The 18,616-nt window shown below is 66.5% G+C and carries 13 protein-coding genes and 2 pseudogenes; 5 read left to right on the forward strand and 10 right to left on the reverse strand.

What is annotated here, in order from left to right:
- Positions 1-128 precede the first annotated feature (128 nt).
- Positions 129-2,222 carry an acyltransferase family protein gene (locus ACQP06_RS18760; RefSeq protein ID WP_433665836.1) on the forward strand — a complete coding sequence of 698 codons (2,094 nt, stop codon included), beginning with the start codon at positions 129-131 and terminating at the stop codon, positions 2,220-2,222.
- A gap of 424 nt (positions 2,223-2,646) precedes the next feature.
- Here ACQP06_RS18760 and ligA read toward each other — a convergent pair whose 3' ends face one another.
- The 4 genes from ligA to ACQP06_RS18780 form a co-directional block, all read right to left on the reverse strand.
- Positions 2,647-4,638, reverse strand: a complete 1,992-nt coding sequence (ligA, locus tag ACQP06_RS18765; protein WP_433665837.1) for an NAD-dependent DNA ligase LigA — start codon at positions 4,636-4,638, stop codon at positions 2,647-2,649.
- Positions 4,639-4,789: 151 nt separating this feature from the next.
- Entirely contained in the window at positions 4,790-5,701 is a 912-nt protein-coding gene (locus ACQP06_RS18770; RefSeq protein WP_433665838.1) for a pentapeptide repeat-containing protein, read from the reverse strand.
- A gap of 116 nt (positions 5,702-5,817) precedes the next feature.
- Positions 5,818-6,186 carry a hypothetical protein gene (locus tag ACQP06_RS18775; RefSeq protein ID WP_433665839.1) on the reverse strand — a complete coding sequence of 123 codons (369 nt, stop codon included), beginning with the start codon at positions 6,184-6,186 and terminating at the stop codon, positions 5,818-5,820.
- Positions 6,187-6,566: 380 nt separating this feature from the next.
- Positions 6,567-7,667: a GGDEF domain-containing protein gene (locus ACQP06_RS18780; RefSeq protein WP_433665840.1), complete on the reverse strand. Its 1,101-nt coding sequence runs from the start codon at positions 7,665-7,667 to the stop codon at positions 6,567-6,569.
- 548 nt (positions 7,668-8,215) lie between these two features.
- On the opposite strand from ACQP06_RS18780, the gene ACQP06_RS18785 reads away from it, so the two are divergent.
- Positions 8,216-8,422, forward strand: coding sequence for a hypothetical protein (locus ACQP06_RS18785; RefSeq protein WP_433665841.1), 207 nt, complete (start codon positions 8,216-8,218; stop codon positions 8,420-8,422).
- 285 nt (positions 8,423-8,707) lie between these two features.
- Here ACQP06_RS18785 and ACQP06_RS18790 read toward each other — a convergent pair whose 3' ends face one another.
- The 4 genes and pseudogenes from ACQP06_RS18790 to ACQP06_RS18805 all read right to left on the reverse strand — a co-directional run bounded on the left by ACQP06_RS18790 (position 8,708) and on the right by ACQP06_RS18805 (position 12,688).
- Complete coding sequence (locus ACQP06_RS18790; protein WP_433665842.1) at positions 8,708-9,976, reverse strand: diguanylate cyclase domain-containing protein; 1,269 nt, start codon at positions 9,974-9,976, stop codon at positions 8,708-8,710.
- 751 nt (positions 9,977-10,727) lie between these two features.
- Positions 10,728-11,588, reverse strand: a pseudogene (locus ACQP06_RS18795) (DUF4158 domain-containing protein); the annotation flags it as partial.
- A gap of 212 nt (positions 11,589-11,800) precedes the next feature.
- Positions 11,801-11,926 carry a hypothetical protein gene (locus ACQP06_RS18800; RefSeq protein ID WP_433665843.1) on the reverse strand — a complete coding sequence of 42 codons (126 nt, stop codon included), beginning with the start codon at positions 11,924-11,926 and terminating at the stop codon, positions 11,801-11,803.
- A 78-nt stretch (positions 11,927-12,004) separates the two neighbouring features.
- Positions 12,005-12,688 carry an alpha/beta fold hydrolase gene (locus ACQP06_RS18805; protein ID WP_433665844.1) on the reverse strand — a complete coding sequence of 228 codons (684 nt, stop codon included), beginning with the start codon at positions 12,686-12,688 and terminating at the stop codon, positions 12,005-12,007.
- Positions 12,689-12,822: 134 nt separating this feature from the next.
- On the opposite strand from ACQP06_RS18805, the pseudogene ACQP06_RS18810 reads away from it, so the two are divergent.
- Positions 12,823-13,281, forward strand: a pseudogene (locus ACQP06_RS18810) (ATP-binding protein); the annotation flags it as partial.
- A 465-nt stretch (positions 13,282-13,746) separates the two neighbouring features.
- On the opposite strand, the gene ACQP06_RS18815 reads toward ACQP06_RS18810, so the two are convergent.
- Positions 13,747-14,118, reverse strand: a complete 372-nt coding sequence (locus ACQP06_RS18815) for a nuclear transport factor 2 family protein (RefSeq protein ID WP_433673361.1) — start codon at positions 14,116-14,118, stop codon at positions 13,747-13,749.
- 1,210 nt (positions 14,119-15,328) lie between these two features.
- Between ACQP06_RS18815 and ACQP06_RS18820 the strand changes: the two genes are divergently transcribed.
- The gene (locus ACQP06_RS18820) at positions 15,329-17,188 is read left to right on the forward strand and encodes a CHAT domain-containing protein (RefSeq protein WP_433665845.1); all 1,860 of its coding nucleotides are present in this window, start codon (positions 15,329-15,331) and stop codon (positions 17,186-17,188) included.
- A gap of 212 nt (positions 17,189-17,400) precedes the next feature.
- Here ACQP06_RS18820 and ACQP06_RS18825 read toward each other — a convergent pair whose 3' ends face one another.
- Positions 17,401-17,955: a hypothetical protein gene (locus tag ACQP06_RS18825; protein ID WP_433665846.1), complete on the reverse strand. Its 555-nt coding sequence runs from the start codon at positions 17,953-17,955 to the stop codon at positions 17,401-17,403.
- A gap of 186 nt (positions 17,956-18,141) precedes the next feature.
- Here ACQP06_RS18825 and ACQP06_RS18830 point away from each other — a divergent pair, with 186 nt between their 5' ends.
- Entirely contained in the window at positions 18,142-18,549 is a 408-nt protein-coding gene (locus ACQP06_RS18830) for a hypothetical protein (RefSeq protein WP_433665847.1), read from the forward strand.
- Positions 18,550-18,616 lie beyond the last annotated feature (67 nt).

An 18,616-nucleotide genomic window follows, 5' to 3' on the forward strand; every position in this document is an offset into this window, starting at 1 on the left:
TGAGTGACGGGTGCGTTCGTTTGCACTGCTACCGATCGTGGTAAACAGTCCGCTGTCCACTTTCCGTCCGCCCTGCATCAGCCGACACGTTCGCTGCATCGCAGGACCTTTGCTGTCAGGGGTAGCCGATGAGGTTGTCGACTCGCGTCCGCGAGGAGAACCAGCATGCGCCGCGTCGAACGGCGGGCGCGGAGTACCGGCTGGACCTGGACGGATTGCGTGGACTGGCGGTGGCGCTGGTCGTGATGTTCCACATCTGGATGGGCCGCGTGTCCGGCGGCGTCGATGTGTTCCTGGTGCTGTCTGGCTTCTTCTTCACCGGGATGCTGATACGTCGAGCCGAGTCGACCGGGTCTGTCGACGTGGTCGCCATGGTGCGACGTACGCTCGCGCGGCTGGTCCCGGCAATGGTCGCGGTACTGGCCGCGGTGGTTGTCGCCGCGTTCTACATCAGCCCGTACACGCGGTGGTCCGACATCGCCACCCAGACGATGGCTTCGATGTTCTACTACCAGAATTGGCAGTTGGCGCTGTCGTGGTCGAACTACCTGGCCGCAGACCCGAGCGTGAGTCCACTGCAACATTTGTGGTCGATGTCGGTGCAAGGCCAGTACTACCTGCTCGCCATCACGGTCGTGGCCGGCGTGACCTGGGCGCTGTCCCGTCGCCCGGGCACCGCCCGTTTGCTGCGCCCCGTGCTGCTGACCGTCATCACCTCTGCTGGTGTGGCATCTTTCGCGTATGCCACGCATGGTGCGGCCACGCATCAGGGCTGGAACTACTACGACAGTTTCGCGCGGTTGTGGGAGCTGCTGGCCGGTGCGGCGTGCGTGATCGTGGCCCCGATGATCTCGCCGCCGCGGCCGATGCGGTGGCTGCTGGCGATAGCCGGTGTGGCCGGGGTACTGGTTTGCGGAGTGGTCCTCGACGGCGCCGATCTGTTCCCGGGCCCAGCCGCGTTGCTTCCGGTCGGTGCGACCATCGCGTTGATCGCCAGCGGCGCCAACACCGATCCCGCGTCGCGGCCCCTGCCCAACAGGCTGCTCGGCACTCCGCCGGCGGTTCGCCTGGGAGAGCTGGCCTACGCGCTGTATCTGTGGCATTGGCCGCTCCTGATCTTCCTGCTCGTCGAAACCGGCCGCCCGCGGGCGGGATTCACCGACGGTGTGTTGATCATCGGCGCTTCGCTCGTACTCGCCTGGATGACCCATCGGTGGATCGAGCAGCCGCTGCGTTCGGGGACACGGACCCAGACCCTGCCCACCGGAATTCGGCGGGCCGCATGGTCGATGATCGCGGTGCTCGGCGTAGCGGTGATCGGCGTGACCTCGGCGTGGCATTTCGTCATACGCACCCAATCCACATCGGCCGTCAGTGCATTTGCCTTGGATCCTGCGATCTACCCCGGCGCTGAGGCATTGGTCAGCGGTGCAGCCGCACCACTCGCGAAGATGCGGCCCACCGTGTTGGAAGCGCCCTCGGAATTGCCGCCGCCCACCCTCGATGGCTGCATCGCGGACTGGAACACCCGCGACGTGGTGACTTGTACCTACGGAGACGCCACCGCGGAGCGCACGCTGGCGGTGGTGGGCAGTTCACACGCCGAGCACTGGCTGCCCGCCCTGCAGATTCTCGCCGCCGAGAACGATTTCCGGATCGTCGTCTACTTGAAGATGGGCTGCCCGCTCACCGTCGCCGAGGACGCCATGTACAAAGGCCAGCCCAATCCGGACTGCCGAGACTGGTCCCGTGAGGTGATCGACCGTCTCGGCGCCGACCGCCCGGACTGGGTGTTCACCACTGGCACCCGGCCCGTGGACGACGGTGGTGACGAAACGCCCCAGGACTACCTGGATGTGTGGTCCCAACTGTCCGCCCGCAATCTCAATGTCATCGCCGTCCGCGACACCCCGTGGTTGCGGCGCAATGGGATTCGCTACAGCGGGATCGACTGTTTGAGCAAAGGCGGCGACCGGCTCAGCTGCGGCATGAAACGCGACTACGCCCTCAATCCGGTCGACCCGGCTCTCGAGCCCGCGGCGGCCTACCCCAACGTGTTCCCGATCGACCTCACCAATGCTGTTTGCGAACCTGATATCTGCCCGGTGGTCGAGGGCAATATCCTCATCTACCACGACGAGCATCACTTCACCGCCAGCTATTCCAGGTCGCTGGCCCCCGCGCTCGGCCGGGAACTCCAGCCGATCCTGGGGTGGTGGTGACCGGCCTACCGGTGGCTCCAATTCGCCCGAACACCAACAACTTCCACCACCCAGCCAGCCCACCACAATACGTCACAGTGACGTATTAATGGGATCTCGCGAGTCCGGGGGAGCGGCCCAAAGGAGGTCAGCGCTTTCGTGATTCTGGTGCGTTCGTCGACGACGGTCGGTCAGGCTGATCGGTCACGCACGGGAGGCGGCCGGTCAAGCGCGTTGCTCTCGGACTCACTGATGTCGATTGCTCGGTGAAGTAGTCGTTCGTCGTGTCGGCTGCCGTTAAGCCGTCTGGCCTGCTGGGTCAGCAGTTCGTCGTAGCGGGCGGACAGCTCAGCGGCGCAGCCGTCGATCGCGACCGCGGTGACCTTTCATCAAGTCGTCAACGCGCCGATCCCGGAAGGGTCTCCGCTCGGGCGAAACCAGGGGCCTACGCGACGTTGGCGTCGATCAGCAGTTTCCAGATGTCGGCCTGATCGACCACCTCCACCTCGAGTTTCGCTGCCTTGGCGATTTTGCTGTCGCCGACACCGGCACCGGTGATGAGCATGTCGGTGTTGGCCGAGACCGAGGAAGCGGCTGTGGCCCCAGCTTTTTCGCACAGGCGCTGGAAGGTCGGGCGGGCGACTTTCTCCCCGGAGCGCGGGTCGCTGATCGCACCGGTGATCACGACGGTCTTACCAGTCAGGGGAGCGCCGGCGGCGACGACAGGGGGCAGGTCCTCCTCACGCACGTCAAGAGAAACGCCGTGGGCCCGCAGCCGCTCGAGTTCTGGACGCAGGCGGGCGAGGTGCGTGTCGAGGGAGGCAGCGACCTTCGGTCCGATGTCCTCGACCTCGACCAGTCGTTCTTCGCCGGCGTCGGCGACCTCTTCGAGGGAGGCGAATCCGGCGCGGGCCAGGCGGGCGGCGGTGCCGTCGGAGGCCGTGGGGATCGCCAGGCCGATGAGGGCGCGGCGCAGGCCGACGGGGCGGCTGTTGTCGATGGATTCGATCATGCGGGCGGCGGAAACCTCACCGACACCATCGAATTCGAGCAGCTGCTCCTTGGTGAGAGTGTAGAAGTCCGACGGATTCTCCAGCAGGCCCGCCTCGGCGAGGCGTTCGATCCACTTCTGTCCGATCGCGTCGATGTCGGCGGCAGCGCGTGAGGCCCAGTGGATGAGCCGCCGCACCGTCTGCGCGGGGCAGGAGACGTTGGTGCAGAACAACTCCCGGCTGTTGCCCTGCTCGGTCACCGGCTGCCCGCAGGAGGGGCAGATGGTGGGGGCGACGATGTCGAGCTCGGCGCCGGTGCGCGCGGCCGCGTCGAGCACGCCCGCGACGAACGGGATCACATCGCCCGCCCGGCGCACCAGCACGGTGTCGCCGATCTTGATGTCGCGGGCGCGGATGACCTCCTGGTTGGCCAGGGTGGCTTTGGTGACGGTGGTGCCGCCGACGAACACCGGCTCGAGCCAGGCGACCGGCACGATCTTGCCGGTCTTGCCGACGTCCCAGATGACCTCGCGCAGCAAGGTGGTCTTCTCCTCGGCGGCGAATTTGAACGCCAGCGCGCCGCGCGGGGAGTTGGAGCGGGTGCCGGCCGCGGCGTAGGCGTCCCGGTCGGATAGGCGCAGGACCGCGCCGTCGATGTCGTAATCCAGTGTGCTCCGGCTATTTTCGATGTCGGTGATCGCGGCCTGGGCCTTCTCGGCGTCGGCGCAGTGCCGCATCGCCGCGCCGGTGAAGCCCAGCGCTTGCAGCCCGTCCTCCAGATCCACCGCGGTGTCGGCGGCGGGGGTGTCGAGGTCGAAGCCGAAGAACTGCAGCCGCCGCTCGGCCACGGTGGCCGGATCCTTCGCCCGCAGCGTGCCCGCGGCGGCGTTGCGCGGATTGATCAGCGGTTTGTCGGGGTGGGCGGTGTTGTAGGCGGCGAAGGTGGAGCGCAGCATCACGGCCTCGCCACGCACCTCCACACGGCCCGAAGGCTCGATGCGGTCGGGGACGCCGTCGACGAGGGCCCGCACGAGCGGGGTGACGTCGTCGCCGGTGGTGCCGTCGCCGCGGGTGACCGCGCGGGCCAGGCGGCCGTTGTTGTAGACCAGCGACAGCGAAAGTCCGTCGAGTTTGGGCATCACGACCACCGACTGGCCGGGGAAACGCGCGAAGAACGCGGCGACCTGCTCGGGCGTGGTGGACTTCTCCAGCGACAGCATCGGACGCGCGTGCCGGACCGGGGCGTGCAGCACGCCCGGCGCACCGACCTGGTCGAGCGGGTTCGGATCCGGAGTCAGCCCGGGATGGGCCAGGATCAGACCACGCAGCTCGTCCTCGATGACGTCGTAGTCGGCGTCGGCGACCAACGGCGCGCCCTCGTAGTAGGCCGCGCGCAGCACGGTGATGCGGTCGGCGAGTTCTTGGATTCGTACCCCAGGTTCCACGACACAGGACGGTACCGATACCGGCCGACAGTTCACCGGGGTTGGTGCGGCGCTACGCGGTGGTCAGCTGCAACGCCTGACCTGCCAGCCGGGTGCTCGCCTCGTAGCGCGGGGCGGGCACCGCTATGCCGAGTCGGGCGCCTTCGACGGCTCAGCGTTCAGCGACCACGTCCGCGCGCTGGCTCCCGGAGGGGTTCAGCACGTAGTGCTCTTCGTGTACGACGGAACGGGCGCGAACCTCCTCGGCGAGCTGACCCCACCTGGTTTCAGCAGTCCAGGTCACCTCGGAAATGTCCTCCCATCGGGGCAGTTTCGTGCCGGTGAGGTCGGCGTCCGACAGGTCGGTCCTGGCCATCTGCGCGCCGGTCAGGTCCGCGCCTCTCAGGTCCGCACCTATCAAAGATGCGAGTCCGACTCTCGCGCTGGTGAGATCAGCTTCGGCCAGGCTCGCGTAGTGCAGCCAGGCCCCGATCAGGTTGGCGCTGTGCAGGTTCGCGCTGGTGAGGTCCGCCTCCGGCAGCCGCGCGTTACCCAGGTCGGCAAAACTCATCTCCGCGCCGGTCAGGGTTGCGCGGTGACCGTGGGCGTCGGCCAGGGTGGCGCTGGTCAGGTTAGCGAGGGTGAAGTCCGCGCCGGCGAGGTTCGCCTGGCCCAGTTCGGCTTCGGTGAGGTTCGCGAGGGTCAGTTTCGCATCAGACAGGTTCGCGCGGTACAGGAATGCCAGAGTCAGGTCCGCGTCGTGCAGGGTCGCGTGGGTGAGATCCGCACCCATGAGGTTCGCCTCGTGCAGGTTCGCGCCGGTGAGGTCCGCATCCTGCATCCGCGCACTGCGCAGGGCAGCGTTGGTGAGTCGTGCGTATCTGAGGATGGCGTGGCCGAGGTTCGCACCGTCGAGCTGCGCGCTGGTCAGATCCGCGTTGACGAGTTCGGCCAAGTACAGGTTCCTGCCCCGCCACGTGGGCTTGGTGTAGGGATGAGCTGGGGTCACGTCCACCGCGCTCGAGTCACGCGGTGTCGCGATGTCGCGGTCCACCGTCATCTCGGGCAGTCGATAACGCGTCAATGAGGCCCAATAGCGTTGCAGCAGAGTGTATCCCGCTCGTCCGCGCGGAGTTGCCGACCCTCTGTTGAGTGGCGAGGTGATCGAACGCCAGTACCGGCTACGCAGTGGGGGGTTGGTCATTGCGAGTTCTTCTGTTCCGCGGCGGCTCCGGTCGCCTCGTTCAATTCTCTCATCGACCGCGCGGCTCCGAACTGCCCGAACAGCGCAGGCGCTGCAGCACCGACGGCGACTGCGGCGACGACGGTCGTTACCTGGCCATGGAACGCCGCGCCCGCCCCCGCGCCGAGCAGCAGACGAGTCGCGGCGGCGAGCGCGTCCGGCAGCGGGTCGAAGTACCTGCTCCACGGCGGCATCGCTCTCCGGCGGCTGGCAGCGCGGACTTGTCGGCGTGCCAACCGGTACTCGTTGAGGTTCGCCAGGAACGCGACAGCTTCGACAACGAGACCGCCCCCAGCTCCGGCGAGAATGGTGACCTGCCAGTTCACCGGCGCTCTCCTCGATCTCAGCCAGCAATAGCGGATCCATCAGCTCCGCCTGAGTCGGTAATCTATCGCCCCGCAATGCAATTGGCCGCGACTCACGCCAAAGAGGGCGGTTTGGGCGGCGTGCACTTCCGGTGCCGGCGCTCAACAGAGTCCTCCAGCCGAAGCCGCCGATTTCACCGCATCGGTCAGCCTCCGGCCAGTGAGGAGCGTGGCACCGATACTCACGTTCTCGAAGAATTGTCGGTCAACCTCGGCGTCGGCGACCACCATCAATCTGTCGTCGTCCGTGCCCCACACCAGCACCTCGGTCTCACCCCGCCACCGAATGACACCGGGCCACGCTGACGCGGATTCAACGGTCTGTGGCGCGCATCCGGTCGCTATCGGGCAGGAGGGTGGTGATCGTTCCCGGGCGGGACAAATTCGTCGACCTCCACCAGATTCCCGCCGGACTGTTTGGCCCGGTACATGGCGGCATCGGAGGACTGCAGCAGCCGATCGGTGGTCGGGCGGGGGCACTGCGGGCAGGTCGTCGTGTCGAAGACCGCAACTCCGATGCTCGCGGTGACCTGGACTCCGGTCTCCGACGGTTCGGCGACCGCGCGGCGCAGCCGTTCGGCCTCGGTGCGTGCGGCGGCCGCGGTGATCGGAGCGGCGACCACGAACTCCTCACCGCCCGTGCGTGCGACCACGGCTGTTTCCCCGGCAGCATCCAGCAGCCGCCGGGCGGTCGAGACCAGGACGGCGTCGCCGACGCGGTGGCCGTAGGTGTCGTTGATCTTCTTGAACTCGTCGAGATCGAAGGTCATCACACAGACGGCGGGATGGCTGTCCACCAGCGGGGGCAGCCGGATTTCGAGACCCCGCCGGTTCAGCAGTTCGGTCAGCGGATCCGACAGCGATTCGGTCCGCAGCAGCCAATTCATGATCTGATACGCGAGCGCGCTCACAACTGCCGCGAGTAGCAGCAGTCCGACTGCCAGGGCCAGGCGGACGTCACCGCCGCCGGTCACGATACGCACCGAGAACACGATTACCGACAGCACAGACCATGCCGAGTGCACGGCCAAGGCCCGCGCGCCATGGAAGAAACTGACGTAACTGCCGGTGACGACGAGCAGCACCACGCCCATAGCACCGAACAGCCGATTCGGCAGTAGTAGGAACTCGGTCGTGAACAGCAAGTCGGCACAGCCGATCAGTACCAGCGACTCGGTCCTGCTCGGCCAGGGCAGCAGCCACCAGCGCAGCGCCCACAAGATTCCCGACGCCACCCCGATCGTCGCGGCGATGCCCGGTTGACCGGGCGGCCCCACAGGCGTGCCTGCGATCACCGCGCCCATCACCGCGATCGCCGCACCTGCCAAGCCGATCAGGACCTTCACCGGACCCAACGTCGACCGTGCTGCAAGGGTGCGGACCAGCCACCGGTAGTCGACCGGGTCATGCCACCAGGCACCGAGTGTCTTGCCCGCATTCATCGACTCACCTCCGGTCCTGCCCGCGACGTATTGACACCCGGCATACCGGTTGGCTGGCGGACGTGAACTCCGGGCAGGTTAGGCTGCCCCAGCTGTGACGTCCGTAGCGGCGAGAATGTTACCGCGCAGAGCCTTATCGACCTGCTCTGCGGCGTGCGGTGCCAGCCGCCAGGAATCACCAGACGGACGGCCCGGCCAGCTCATCTCCGACGCCACCATGCCAGTATTCGCCGTCGGTACCGCCGTGCAGGCATTCTGTCCGGCGTCGGTCACGAAGAGTAACCGTGGCCGCGTCCGGTTGCGTTACGCAACGCGTGGGATGACAGCCATCGAATCGTCAGGGTGGGTGGCCGACCACACGGGTTGTTCTGCTGCTGCCGCCTTCTGACACGTCAGTCTGGGACTGCTGATCGCCAGGGGCGATCGAGTGTCACGATCTCCAACCAGCCGCCGGTTGCCTGCGGCGTGAGCGCCACACGAGCGTGAGCGCCGTCGAGCGGATGGCGACACGAAAGCTGTACTCCACGGCTCGCTGATCAGGGGCTCGGGTGAGCGAGCCGGATCCAGAGGAGGCGCAGGCACGGGTGTTCCTCGCCGAGCTCGAACACCATATGGGCTCTCTGATGCGACGGCGCGGCCAATGGCGCAGCGGAGAACCGAATCAGGCGATCGACGCCGAACTCGAGCGGATTCGACGACAGATCCGCACCATCCACCGCCGGTTTCCACTCCTGAACCCAGTGCCGCCCAACTGATTCGGTGCGCAGCTCGCACCGAAGCTCATCGATGACGTGATCGGTGGGCCAGGTCGGCGAGCAGAGTTCAACACGACCCGATCGGCCTGGGTGATACGCGCCGAGCCGCTGCTTGTCCCAATTCGCCTCGGCCAGTGGGCTGTTCGGGTCTATGCGCTGGGAGCAACAGCGCGTACTGCCAGACCGCGCTGCGCGGACACGGTGTCGATACCTCGATCACCGATGTGGGCCCGGCCGACCACAACGGTTCCGGCATCGGCGGAACCGCCTTGGCCGTGCGCTGGTTCATGGACTCGACGGCAGATCGCCGTCCGCGGTGAACCGGCGAAGCACCAGCCGATCCGCCCCGTTTGTCTTGGCTTCGTAGAGCACCCGGTCGGCGGCATCGAGGACCTGGGTCGGATCGTGTCCGGTCATCGGGCCCAGCACCGCGCCGACGCTGACGGTGATGCTGAGGTCGTGGCCACCGATATGGTACGGCTCGCGCAGCGCGGCCTGCAGGCCCGAAAGAATCGCATAGATCCTGTCGGTGTCCGTCCCCGGCGGTATCACCGCCACGAACTCGTCGCCGCCGACCCGGGCCAGGAACCAGTCAGCGCCCACGACCGCCGCCTGCATCCGATGCGCGACCTCGACCAGCAACTGGTCACCGATGAGGTGACCGTGCCGGTCGTTCACCGGTTTGAACGCGTCCAAGTCCAGTGCGCACACCCCGACCGTATCCAGAGGCCCGCACGAACCGGCCGTCCGTCCCAGATGCTCGAGCAGATGCCGGCGGTTCGCCAGCAGAGTGAGGGGGTCGTGCAGGGCCTGCCACTTCAGTTGTTCGGTAGCTTTTCGCTGCTCGGTGATGTCCTGGCCGAATCCGAGCATGTAGTGCCGGCCGGACCTCGACGTCGCCGGAAGCCCGGTCCAGGCCATCCAGATCTCGGTCCCATCGGCCTGTGGCAGCGGTCCTTGGGATGTGAAACGTTGCCCCGATCGGAGCGTGCTCAGGACCCGCTCACGCTGGTCCGGCGGCAACAGCCGATATCCCGGGGTGCCGCGCAGATCGCTGGCGCGAACCCCCATCAGCCGCTCGAATGTGGGGTTGACCTCGTAGATCATGCCGTCGGTGCTGCCGATCACGATAGCCACGGGCGTGTTGAGGTAAGCGGCCTCCATCGCTTCGAACCGGGCCTCGGCGGCCTCGGCCGCCGCCCGGGCGAACCCTTCGCCGAATGCGCCCACGATCGCGGCGACCCGATCGGCCGCGCCGTGACCGGCCCGCTCGGCCAGGCCGCACAGGCTCGGTACCGAGCGGGCGACGACCACCGGGTCCGCGGCGCCGGCCGCCACGAGATCGGCCGCGACCTGCCGCACGACCTCAATATCGGGATACTCGCCCGCAAGGGCGGCAGTGAGCCGGCCGACCGCCGTACGAACTGCCTCGACGAGCTGCGCAGACTCGATCTGCGGCAGGGCACAGTGCGAGAGGCTCTCGATCCACTCGGCATCAATGGTCGCCGGAATGTCGCGTAACCTCCGTCCGGGGCCGACCCCGACCTTGGCCATCCTGCTGCCGCCTTCGGCAGCCGGGCCAACTGTGTGCCCGGCGACGGAAGTCTAGTCCGTCCAGCACCCAGCCGCCACCGTTCCGCGAGGTCATCGGTGCCGCGGACTCGTCGTGATCACCGGCGCGGCCGCGCCTACCGAGACGGCCGCCCTGGAAATGATCGCAGTCGGTCTGGCCAGGTGGATCCGCGTGCCGATCGAACCGACGCTCTGAGCCCCACCCGCTCCATCATCGGCCCGGGGGACTGAGCGAGCGGGCCGGGCACCACTGCGTCATTTCCAGACGCCCGTGATCATTGCCAACCGGTGGAGTGCATGTATTCGGGATCTGCGGTATTCCAGCGGCGCTGGTCATGCCTCGGTCCTGCGGTCGGCGCGGGTGCCGAAGGGCCACGGGTCACTGCAAACTCCAGGCAGCGGTGGACGTAGGGGCTCGGCTGGAGGACGCCTTCTTGGCGGTTGCTTGGTGACAGGTTGGTGCGCGCGTGGCGGACTGGCTGAAGATGATGTGTCGCTGGCACGATCGCCCCGATGAAGGTGCGTGATGTCACGGTGGGTGGGCCAGGAATCTCACCAGCCGGTATGTCTTCGGAAGAGGGTTTCGATCTGTGGGCGACCTTCCAGCGCGAGTCGATGGCGCCGTGCTCGGTGGAGCCCCTGCCCGGCAAGCCGTTCCAGGCCATGATCGAACCGTGCGTGGAGTCGGACCCGATATCGATTGCTCGGTTCGGGGTTTCGGGCACTATCTCCGCTATCGAACCTGCCTTGACGACTGGTGTCGAGACACTGGTGGTTGCTGCGCCGACCTAGTTCGAGAACGTGTCGTGTCCACCATGTGGGCGACAGCCGGATGCCACGGCCGATCGGAGGGGCCGCAAAGGTACAGGGACCGTTCGAGATTGTGTTCGATCGGAACCAAGACCAGGTCCTCACCTTTCATACCCGCAGCGGACCCGAGTACCACGGTCACGCCGATTCGGCCCTTCCCTGACGGTTTGAACACCGCCCGTCGCAACCGCTCCATATCGATGACCTTGCGCCGGTGCTCCACCCGAGGCTCCAACATGCCCAACAACAGCCGCTCATCCGCCGGGGTCAACGGGGCACCGAGCTGCGCCCACAACCGCTGATCTGCGGTTTGACGGCCCGCCGCGACCAGTCTTTCCAGGGTCGTCACCCCTTGCGGCAGCAGGGAATTACGATTCCGTAGCCACGTGACCGCGCCGTCGAGGATCGCTTTCGGGCCGTCGCCGGTCATCCACGCCTGATCGGCGATCCACGCCACCAACTCGGCCTCGACCTCGGCGAAGGGCACAAGGTCGCACTCGCGCTGGATCTCCCAGGCGTGCTCGAGTTTGGTCTTGTCCCGATCGGTGTAGGACGTCACACACGCCGGATCCGCGATATCGAGCTGGGCGGCCAGGTACTCCACCAACTCCGCAGGCACCTCGAGCGGATCGGGCAGGAACATCCCTATATGACGGACAGTAACCAGTTGTAGGGCAAACCCGAGCCGGTTCGAATCCCGGCGTCGGGCCGCGATCAGCTTGCGGTCCTCATCGTCCAGATCGAAAAACCGTTCCAACTCGACCCGGGACAACGCACCGTACCGGCCATATGCCGCCGCGCGCCCTCATCCTGCACAGCCGCAAATGAAACTACCAGCTCCACAACCATGCTCGCGATTTCCGAATCAAAACAATTGGTTCGCTCACCGACCAATCCGTAGCGCCGGATCCCGAAGGCTTAGCGCCGGATCCCGTTCAGTTACACCACTACTGCCTATCCGACCTTTGTTGGATTCATCGGCGGCCGAAGCAACGCTCAGTTCAGCAGTTTGATGGTCACGGCCTTGGCCAATCTGCCTGCCTCGCACATGGTTTGCAGGCCGTAGCGGCCGTCGGCCTGATCCAGCGCCGATAGGGCCGCGCCGACGGTGGGCGAGGCCATCGCGGATAGTGGCCACCTTGCTCGCCGGCTTCGGAAAGCCGTGTGTGCCGCCCGAGCATGCGAGCGGCACACAGGGTCTCACTGGAGCGTCGCCGCGGCCTTCTTGATCAGGTCGGCGACCACGCCGGGCTGCGATACGTAGATCGCGTGGCTGCCGGGTGTCTCGGCGACGGTGGCCCCGATGCGTTGCGCCATCGAGGCCTGGGCGGTCGGCGGGATCATGCGGTCTTCGGTGACGTGCAGGTACCAGCTGGGCTTCGATTGCCAGGCGGCCTTGGTCACGACGCCTCCGAGTGCGTCCAGCCCCCACGGCACTTGGGAGTCGGCCATGAACGCCGCCTCCTGTTCGGAGACGTCGGCTGCGAACGATGCGGCGAACTTGTCACGGTCCAGGAACAGGTAGCCGTTGACCGGCGGCAGGATGGGGGGCTGGGGCCCGTCGGTCGGGAAGGTGCCGAGCAGGGTGTTGACCGATTCGCCTTGGTCGGGGGCGAAGGCGGTCACGTAGACCAGCGCGCCGACTTTGTCGTGGTTGCCGGCCTCGGTGATCACGGCACCGCCGTACGAGTGGCCGACGAGGACGACAGGGCCGTCGATGCCGTCGAGTACATCGCGCGTCGTGGCCGCGTCGTCGGCCAGCGACTTCGTCGGGTTCTGCACGATGCGGACATCGAAGCCGTCGGCGGTCAGCCCGTCGTATACCCCGCGCCAGCCGGCGCCGTCGACGAAACCGCCGTGTACGAGAACGATGGTGGCACTCATCTTGTCTCCTTCGAAACCTGGTGGACAGCAGTGAATCTACGAACTCCGGCAGCCACTACGAATCGGTCAAATGACTGTCTTTGGCAGTCCGAACGCCGTCCCGCCGGTAGTAGGGTCTGGATGTGCAGGGTTGGGTGTCGCCGGGACGGCTGGTAGGACGTGCGCGCGAGCTGGGCCTGCTGTACGGATTCGTCGAATCCGCGGTGGCCGAGGGCGGGGCGCGGCTGGTGGTCGGCGAAGCGGGCGTCGGGAAGACCGCGCTGCTCGGCGCGGCGGCCGCCCACGCGGCCGAACTCGGTGCGCGTGTGTTGCGTGCCTCCGGCGTGGAATTCGAGGCGGAGGTGAGCTTCGCCGGCCTGCACCAACTGATCGCTCCACTGTCCGCCGAGGTCGCGGCAATCCCGCCCGACTCTCGCCGCGCGGTCGGCGTTGCCGTCGGCGTCGAGGAGGGCCCTGCGCCCGATCAGCTCGCGCTGACGAACGCACTGCTTGCCCTGCTGTCCGCGGCCGCGGCCGAGTCCTCGGTACTGGTGGTGGTCGACGACCTGCAGTGGCTCGACCGAGCCAGTGCCACGCTGTTCGGCATCCTCGCGCGACGGCTGGACGGCACGGGCGTCGGCTTGCTCGGTGTGGTGCGCGCGGGGGAGGACAGTGTGTTCGAGGGTGCGGGGCTTGCGGAGATCGTCGTCGGACCGCTCGACGACGACGCCGCGACGGAGCTGCTCACCGAGGCTTTCCCCGAGCTGCCGCCACGGGCGATGCGGCAGGTACTGGCCGACGCGCAGGGAAACCCATTGGCGCTGATCGAACTTCCGACGCCCGCCGGCCCGGCCGCTGCCAACCTCGGTCGCACGCCCGTCGGCCGACGACTCCGGCAGACCTTCGCCCGGCGTATCGAAGGGCTCCCCGCCGAGACCCAGCGGATTGCGTTCGACCGCACCATTACCCGGCGAGACATCGAACAGCTTCACCGCAGCGCCTGGCCCATCGGTCAACACGACTGTTCGTCGACCTACCTGGCCGTTCCGAGACCGTCCTGTGCACCGACTACCGCATCGTTAGGACGGCGGCCGGAGCTCCGTGACGATGGTATAGAGCTCGGCGATGCGACCGTCCTCGATCCGGGCGATGTCCATCCCACTGACCATCGGGGGCCGGTCGGGCGGCCCGTAATGGAAGCCGAGGTGACCGATGTCGTCGAGTCCGGACGCCGAGCCCGCGGGCCAGAAGACCCAGTCGGGGTTCTCGGCCAGCATCTCCGCGGCCCGCCGCTCGAATTCGGTGCGTCCCTCATTGATCCGATCCGGTTCGTGCCACACCACATCGCGGGTGTACGTCTCGGCGATCACGGCGGCCCGGCGACCCGGGTCGGGTTCGTTGAAGACATCGAGCAGGTTGCGTCGCATGAGCTCGGCGGGTGAACTGGTCATGGCGAATCCCTTCCGATCCCGGTGTCAACGTCGCTGCCGATCATCCATCACCGGGTCGGCACGGCCAAGGACCATGCCGCCTTCCATGCCTTATGGGCGACCTCAAGACTGTTGCCACCTGCGTCGCGCAGACATTAGCGGTGAGGAAACCGGGAACGAACGCTTCGACGCGCAGCCGGCCTCGTCGCCGCCTCGTACCAGGCGTGGCAACCGGGTTGCCGCCCAGCGACGCCCGAGCAACACCCATGCCGTCACAGTGACGTAATGCGCCCAGGGTGGTCCCTGCTCACCACCCCGCAGTGGGCAACTCGCCCGAATCCGATCCGCAGCCGCACGGAACCCAGACCGAAGTCCAACGTCCCACCGACATCGGAAAACGAACCGGCGACGCCCAACCGGCCGCAGCGCGTAGATCTCCAGCACGGGCAACGCAAGCTGACGTCGACGACCAAATCCGCAGTGTCTGTTCGCAGTTTAGTTGGCAGTCCTGACCTGGTAATTGACAGGTTGGATGCGACAGATTCCGCCCTTGTTGTCGCGCTTTAGTTGTCAGTTCCGGAGGGATTCTCGCTCTATTTGTCAGTTCCGGAGGCGTTTGGGGTCGTTGGCGGCTCACTGGTGAGAATTCGAGGGGGCCCCTGCTGGGAAGTTAGCGTCACTGTGACGGAAAGTTGGGGTGTTTGCCTCCTTCGGTGACCCGTTGGCTCCCGCGACTGAGCGGAACCGGCTCGCACGGGCCTGCATCGAGAATCTGATCAGCGCCGAGCAGGCAGGTATCGGCTGCGGGCCGTTCACGGCGCCGACTCCGAAGTCATGATGAAGTGCCGAACCGTCAATCAGCAGCTGCGCGAGGTGATTCGGGCGGCGTTCCCTGCCGCCAGCCCGGTGTTGCGCCACTTCCTCTGGAAGGCTCGGCTACCCGGTACTTCGAGACTATGGCGGCGGCTGCGGGGAATCGGTTCACGGGCAGGGTGGCAGTCGAGGCTCCGGGGTGCCGCCACCCCTGATCTCCACGCGGTTGAAGGCTCAGAGCGTTCGCGTGGCGGAAAACCACAGGCCGCGTCGGCTAGGTAGCGGTATTATCTTCGGCGGCAACAGGTTTGGCTCCAGATGGTGCAGGCGTGGCCGTCAGTGAGTGCCGCGCGATACGGAGGGTCCGGTGGGTGTGGAGGCTGTCGGGTCCGGTCGAGGGGTCATCACGGACGCCGATGTGCACGCGGCCAGCAAGGCCTTGGCAGCCGCGCTGGCCCTCGCCCGCGACGCCCGGGTCGGCGCCGGCGTCCCGGATGTGGTCTTGACTGAATTGAGTAACGCCATCGAGGCAGGTGACGAGTTCACTCGTCGACTGCATACCGAACCGACCCGGGTGGCCACCGAGATTGCCCTGCTGTTTTTCACCGAACATTCACGGTGCGCGCTGCAGTGGGTTGAGATGAGTTACCAGATCATCAAGATGGACTCCGCCCGCGACCAGATCATCTGGCGATACCGCCACCACTGCCGTGAGGTGATCGTCGGCGCGAAAATACTGGCAGGGAAACAAGCTTCGGCGAGCTACCCGACACGACGTCTGGCCTTGCTCGAGTTCGACGCGATGATTCTGGGCTGCGAACTCGCTCTGGTGTTGAGGAATCGCCCGCCGGACGAAGGCGCGTTAGCAGGCCGACCCGGCCGCGCGATCCGTGAACGCGCCCACCGCTTGGTGAGTCGTGTCAACGCGTTGGCCGATGTCGATGACCCGAGCCGGGTGTTCGGGTGGTCGATGGTGGCCGCCGCGCGGGCACTGTCGGTCTGTGGTGACGAGACCGGGGCCGCACAGGCGCGAGCGCTGGCGTGGCGAGACGCCTATCGTGATCACCACCTGCTGATGAATCTGTTGATGACCGAGCTCGATCCGACGTTGCCGACGCCGCGACTACTCAAGTCCGTGCGACGCCTGGACACCATCTTGCTCACCCAACCCGATCCGATGTACAGCCCCGTACGTGCCGGCTACGTCGCGCGGGTACGAGATCACTACACCGGTGTGATCGCGGCCCTGGCCGAACGTCCCGACGAGCTCTCACGGCAAGGCGCGGCCCAGTGCGTGCGGGCGACGACCTGCTGGTGGACTCAGCGGCAGCAACACCCGTTGCAGGACACGGTGTGTCACACCTTCGTCTCCGGAACTGACGTGGTCGCCCTCATCGAGCACCGTGGGCAGGTCGAGGTCGTCACCGCGCCGCTGCCCAGGGCCTCTACCCGACAACTGCTCGAGATCGGTCTCAAACCTCCCACCGACGAGGTCCTCATCTTCCGGCCGTTGCGGGAAGCGCTGAGTGCATCGCTGGCCCCGATCCTCGACGCTCTCGAGGCCCATGATCGCGTGCGTATCAACAGCCTGGGATTCACCGGTTGGATTCCGTGGGAGACCCTCAAATACCGCGGCGGCACCCTGATCGGTGCTCGCGGGATCGCCCGATTCCACCCCCACCACCGCGCGATCGAACAACGCGAGCCCGACCCCACTGGCCCGCCGCGGGTCGAGCGGGTGTGCATCATCGACGATCGGGCGGTAGAGCTACCCGCAGCGGTCAGCAAGGTATTTCGTGCGCTGCCGGTATCGCTGGTGGAGTTCGACTCCGAATCCGACTCCGCGGCACTGACCATCGAACAGATCCGGAAAGTTGCCCGGCCCGGCACCGCGCTGGTGTTGTTCTGCCACACCCGCAGCGATGTGTTCGACTATGCCCGCGCCGGTATCAAAGCCTCGGCGTCGTCCGCCCTCGGGCTCGGTGAACTCAGCCGCCTCGACCTGACCGCAACACCATGGGCGGTGGTGGCCTGCGAATCCGGGCGGGCCAACACCTTCACGCCCGCGACGTCGGTCGCGCACGCGCTGGCCTACGCCGGTGTCGCGACCGTCGCGGGAACGCTGTGGGAGATCGCCGCCAAAACCGTTGGCCCGCAGTTCCTCAAACAGCTCCTCAAAGCGCTCAACACCGACTCGGACGATCTGGCGCGGGCGGTCACGACCTGCGTCTCGGCCGATCCCACGAGGATGATGCCGTTCAGCCTCATCTCGTCCTGATTCGGGTAGGGTGCCCGCAACCGGACCCGACTGCGAGGTCGGTGATGAAAAGGGTCGGGTGTGTCGCGGGATTGGTGGGGGAGACCATGGCACCGTATCCGCACGATGGCATGTGTGCGGTGCGAGGGTGACTGTGCCCGACCCGGTTGACCTTGATCAGGGCGACGTTGGCGATCCTGGACGTCGCAGCGGCGCCGATCAAGTCCGGGCTCTCATGCAAGAGACCTGTCGGCGCGCATGCGCCCGAAGCTCCGAACGACGGTCGTGCTGTACGCCGTTCGCTTGGTTCGTACCTCCTCGTCCTCGTGTTCCCAGCGCCGTAGCGCGGATTCATGACCCTCACCGGTGAAAGCGGCGGCCCAAACCGCGTCGACTGATTCCCCGAATTTCATGGTGGCGGTATGGAGCATGGTTAGCTCAGCGAGAATTTCTTCCGGGCAGGCAAAGTGTGCGGCGCTGTGTGCTTCTGCGTAGGAGAGCCACTGCGCTAGGTAGACGCCGTGTAGGAGCCCAGCGTTCTCATTACGGGCCAGGTCGCCGTCATGGGTGACTGCGACGACCGCGTTGGCCGCCTCCATCATTCGCGTCGAACGAAGCAAGTATTCACGGTGATCAGCGTATTGGCGGTCGAGGATCGTCTGGTCCCGCGCGTCTCTTGCAAGCGCACGCTGGGTGCGTACCGTCAACGCCGTCACCGCAAGCGTGCCAGCCGAGCCCAGGAAGGCCCCGGCGAGTGTGAATATCCCCGTCGTAACGTCAGAAGGCATGCACCACAACATATCTTGCACTGGTTGCGTCAGGTACAGCTGCAGCTTCCGCCCACCCAGATAGCGGTGGGGATTCACCGAGAGTTGGGGTACTGGGTCGGCGAGGTACCCCTGGTGGCCGTGGCGAGGCGCGGTGGCCGCGCAGTGCGCTACATCAACCTACGGGGGGCACCAGATTTGATCTCGTTGGCCATCGACCCGCAGGTGATCGCGCGGGTTCGGGCCATCCGGCTGCCAGCATCCGCCTTGCTCGCCACCACCGCCGCACAGCGGGCAGTCGACGACGCTGTCGCTGAGATGGCTGCCGCCCAACAGCTTCGCCCCGACACCAGCGCTCTCGCCGACAACGACGAGATCTACCGCTCGCCGATGGCGATCGTGCTCGCAGAACTCTCTGGTCGCGTCGTTAGTGAGCCAGCGCGCAGAGCCAGCGAACAGATGACCGTCTATCGAGTCCGATGTGACGACGTCCGGTCGAGTCTTCAGGCGGCCCTTGCGCAGGAGTATCTCGCGAACATGGCTGTGCAAGTGCGGGATCGACTGCTCGGCAAGATCGCAACCTCGACCGGACGGATGCCACCGTCAGATGTGTGAGCTGGCCGAGCTGATCGTGACACCGACAACAGTGGTCGCAGCGTTCGACGCGCAGCCATGGCGGTCA

It is taken from the genome of Nocardia sp. CA-136227, from assembly GCF_050955695.1.
In the GTDB taxonomy this organism is placed as follows: domain Bacteria; phylum Actinomycetota; class Actinomycetes; order Mycobacteriales; family Mycobacteriaceae; genus Nocardia.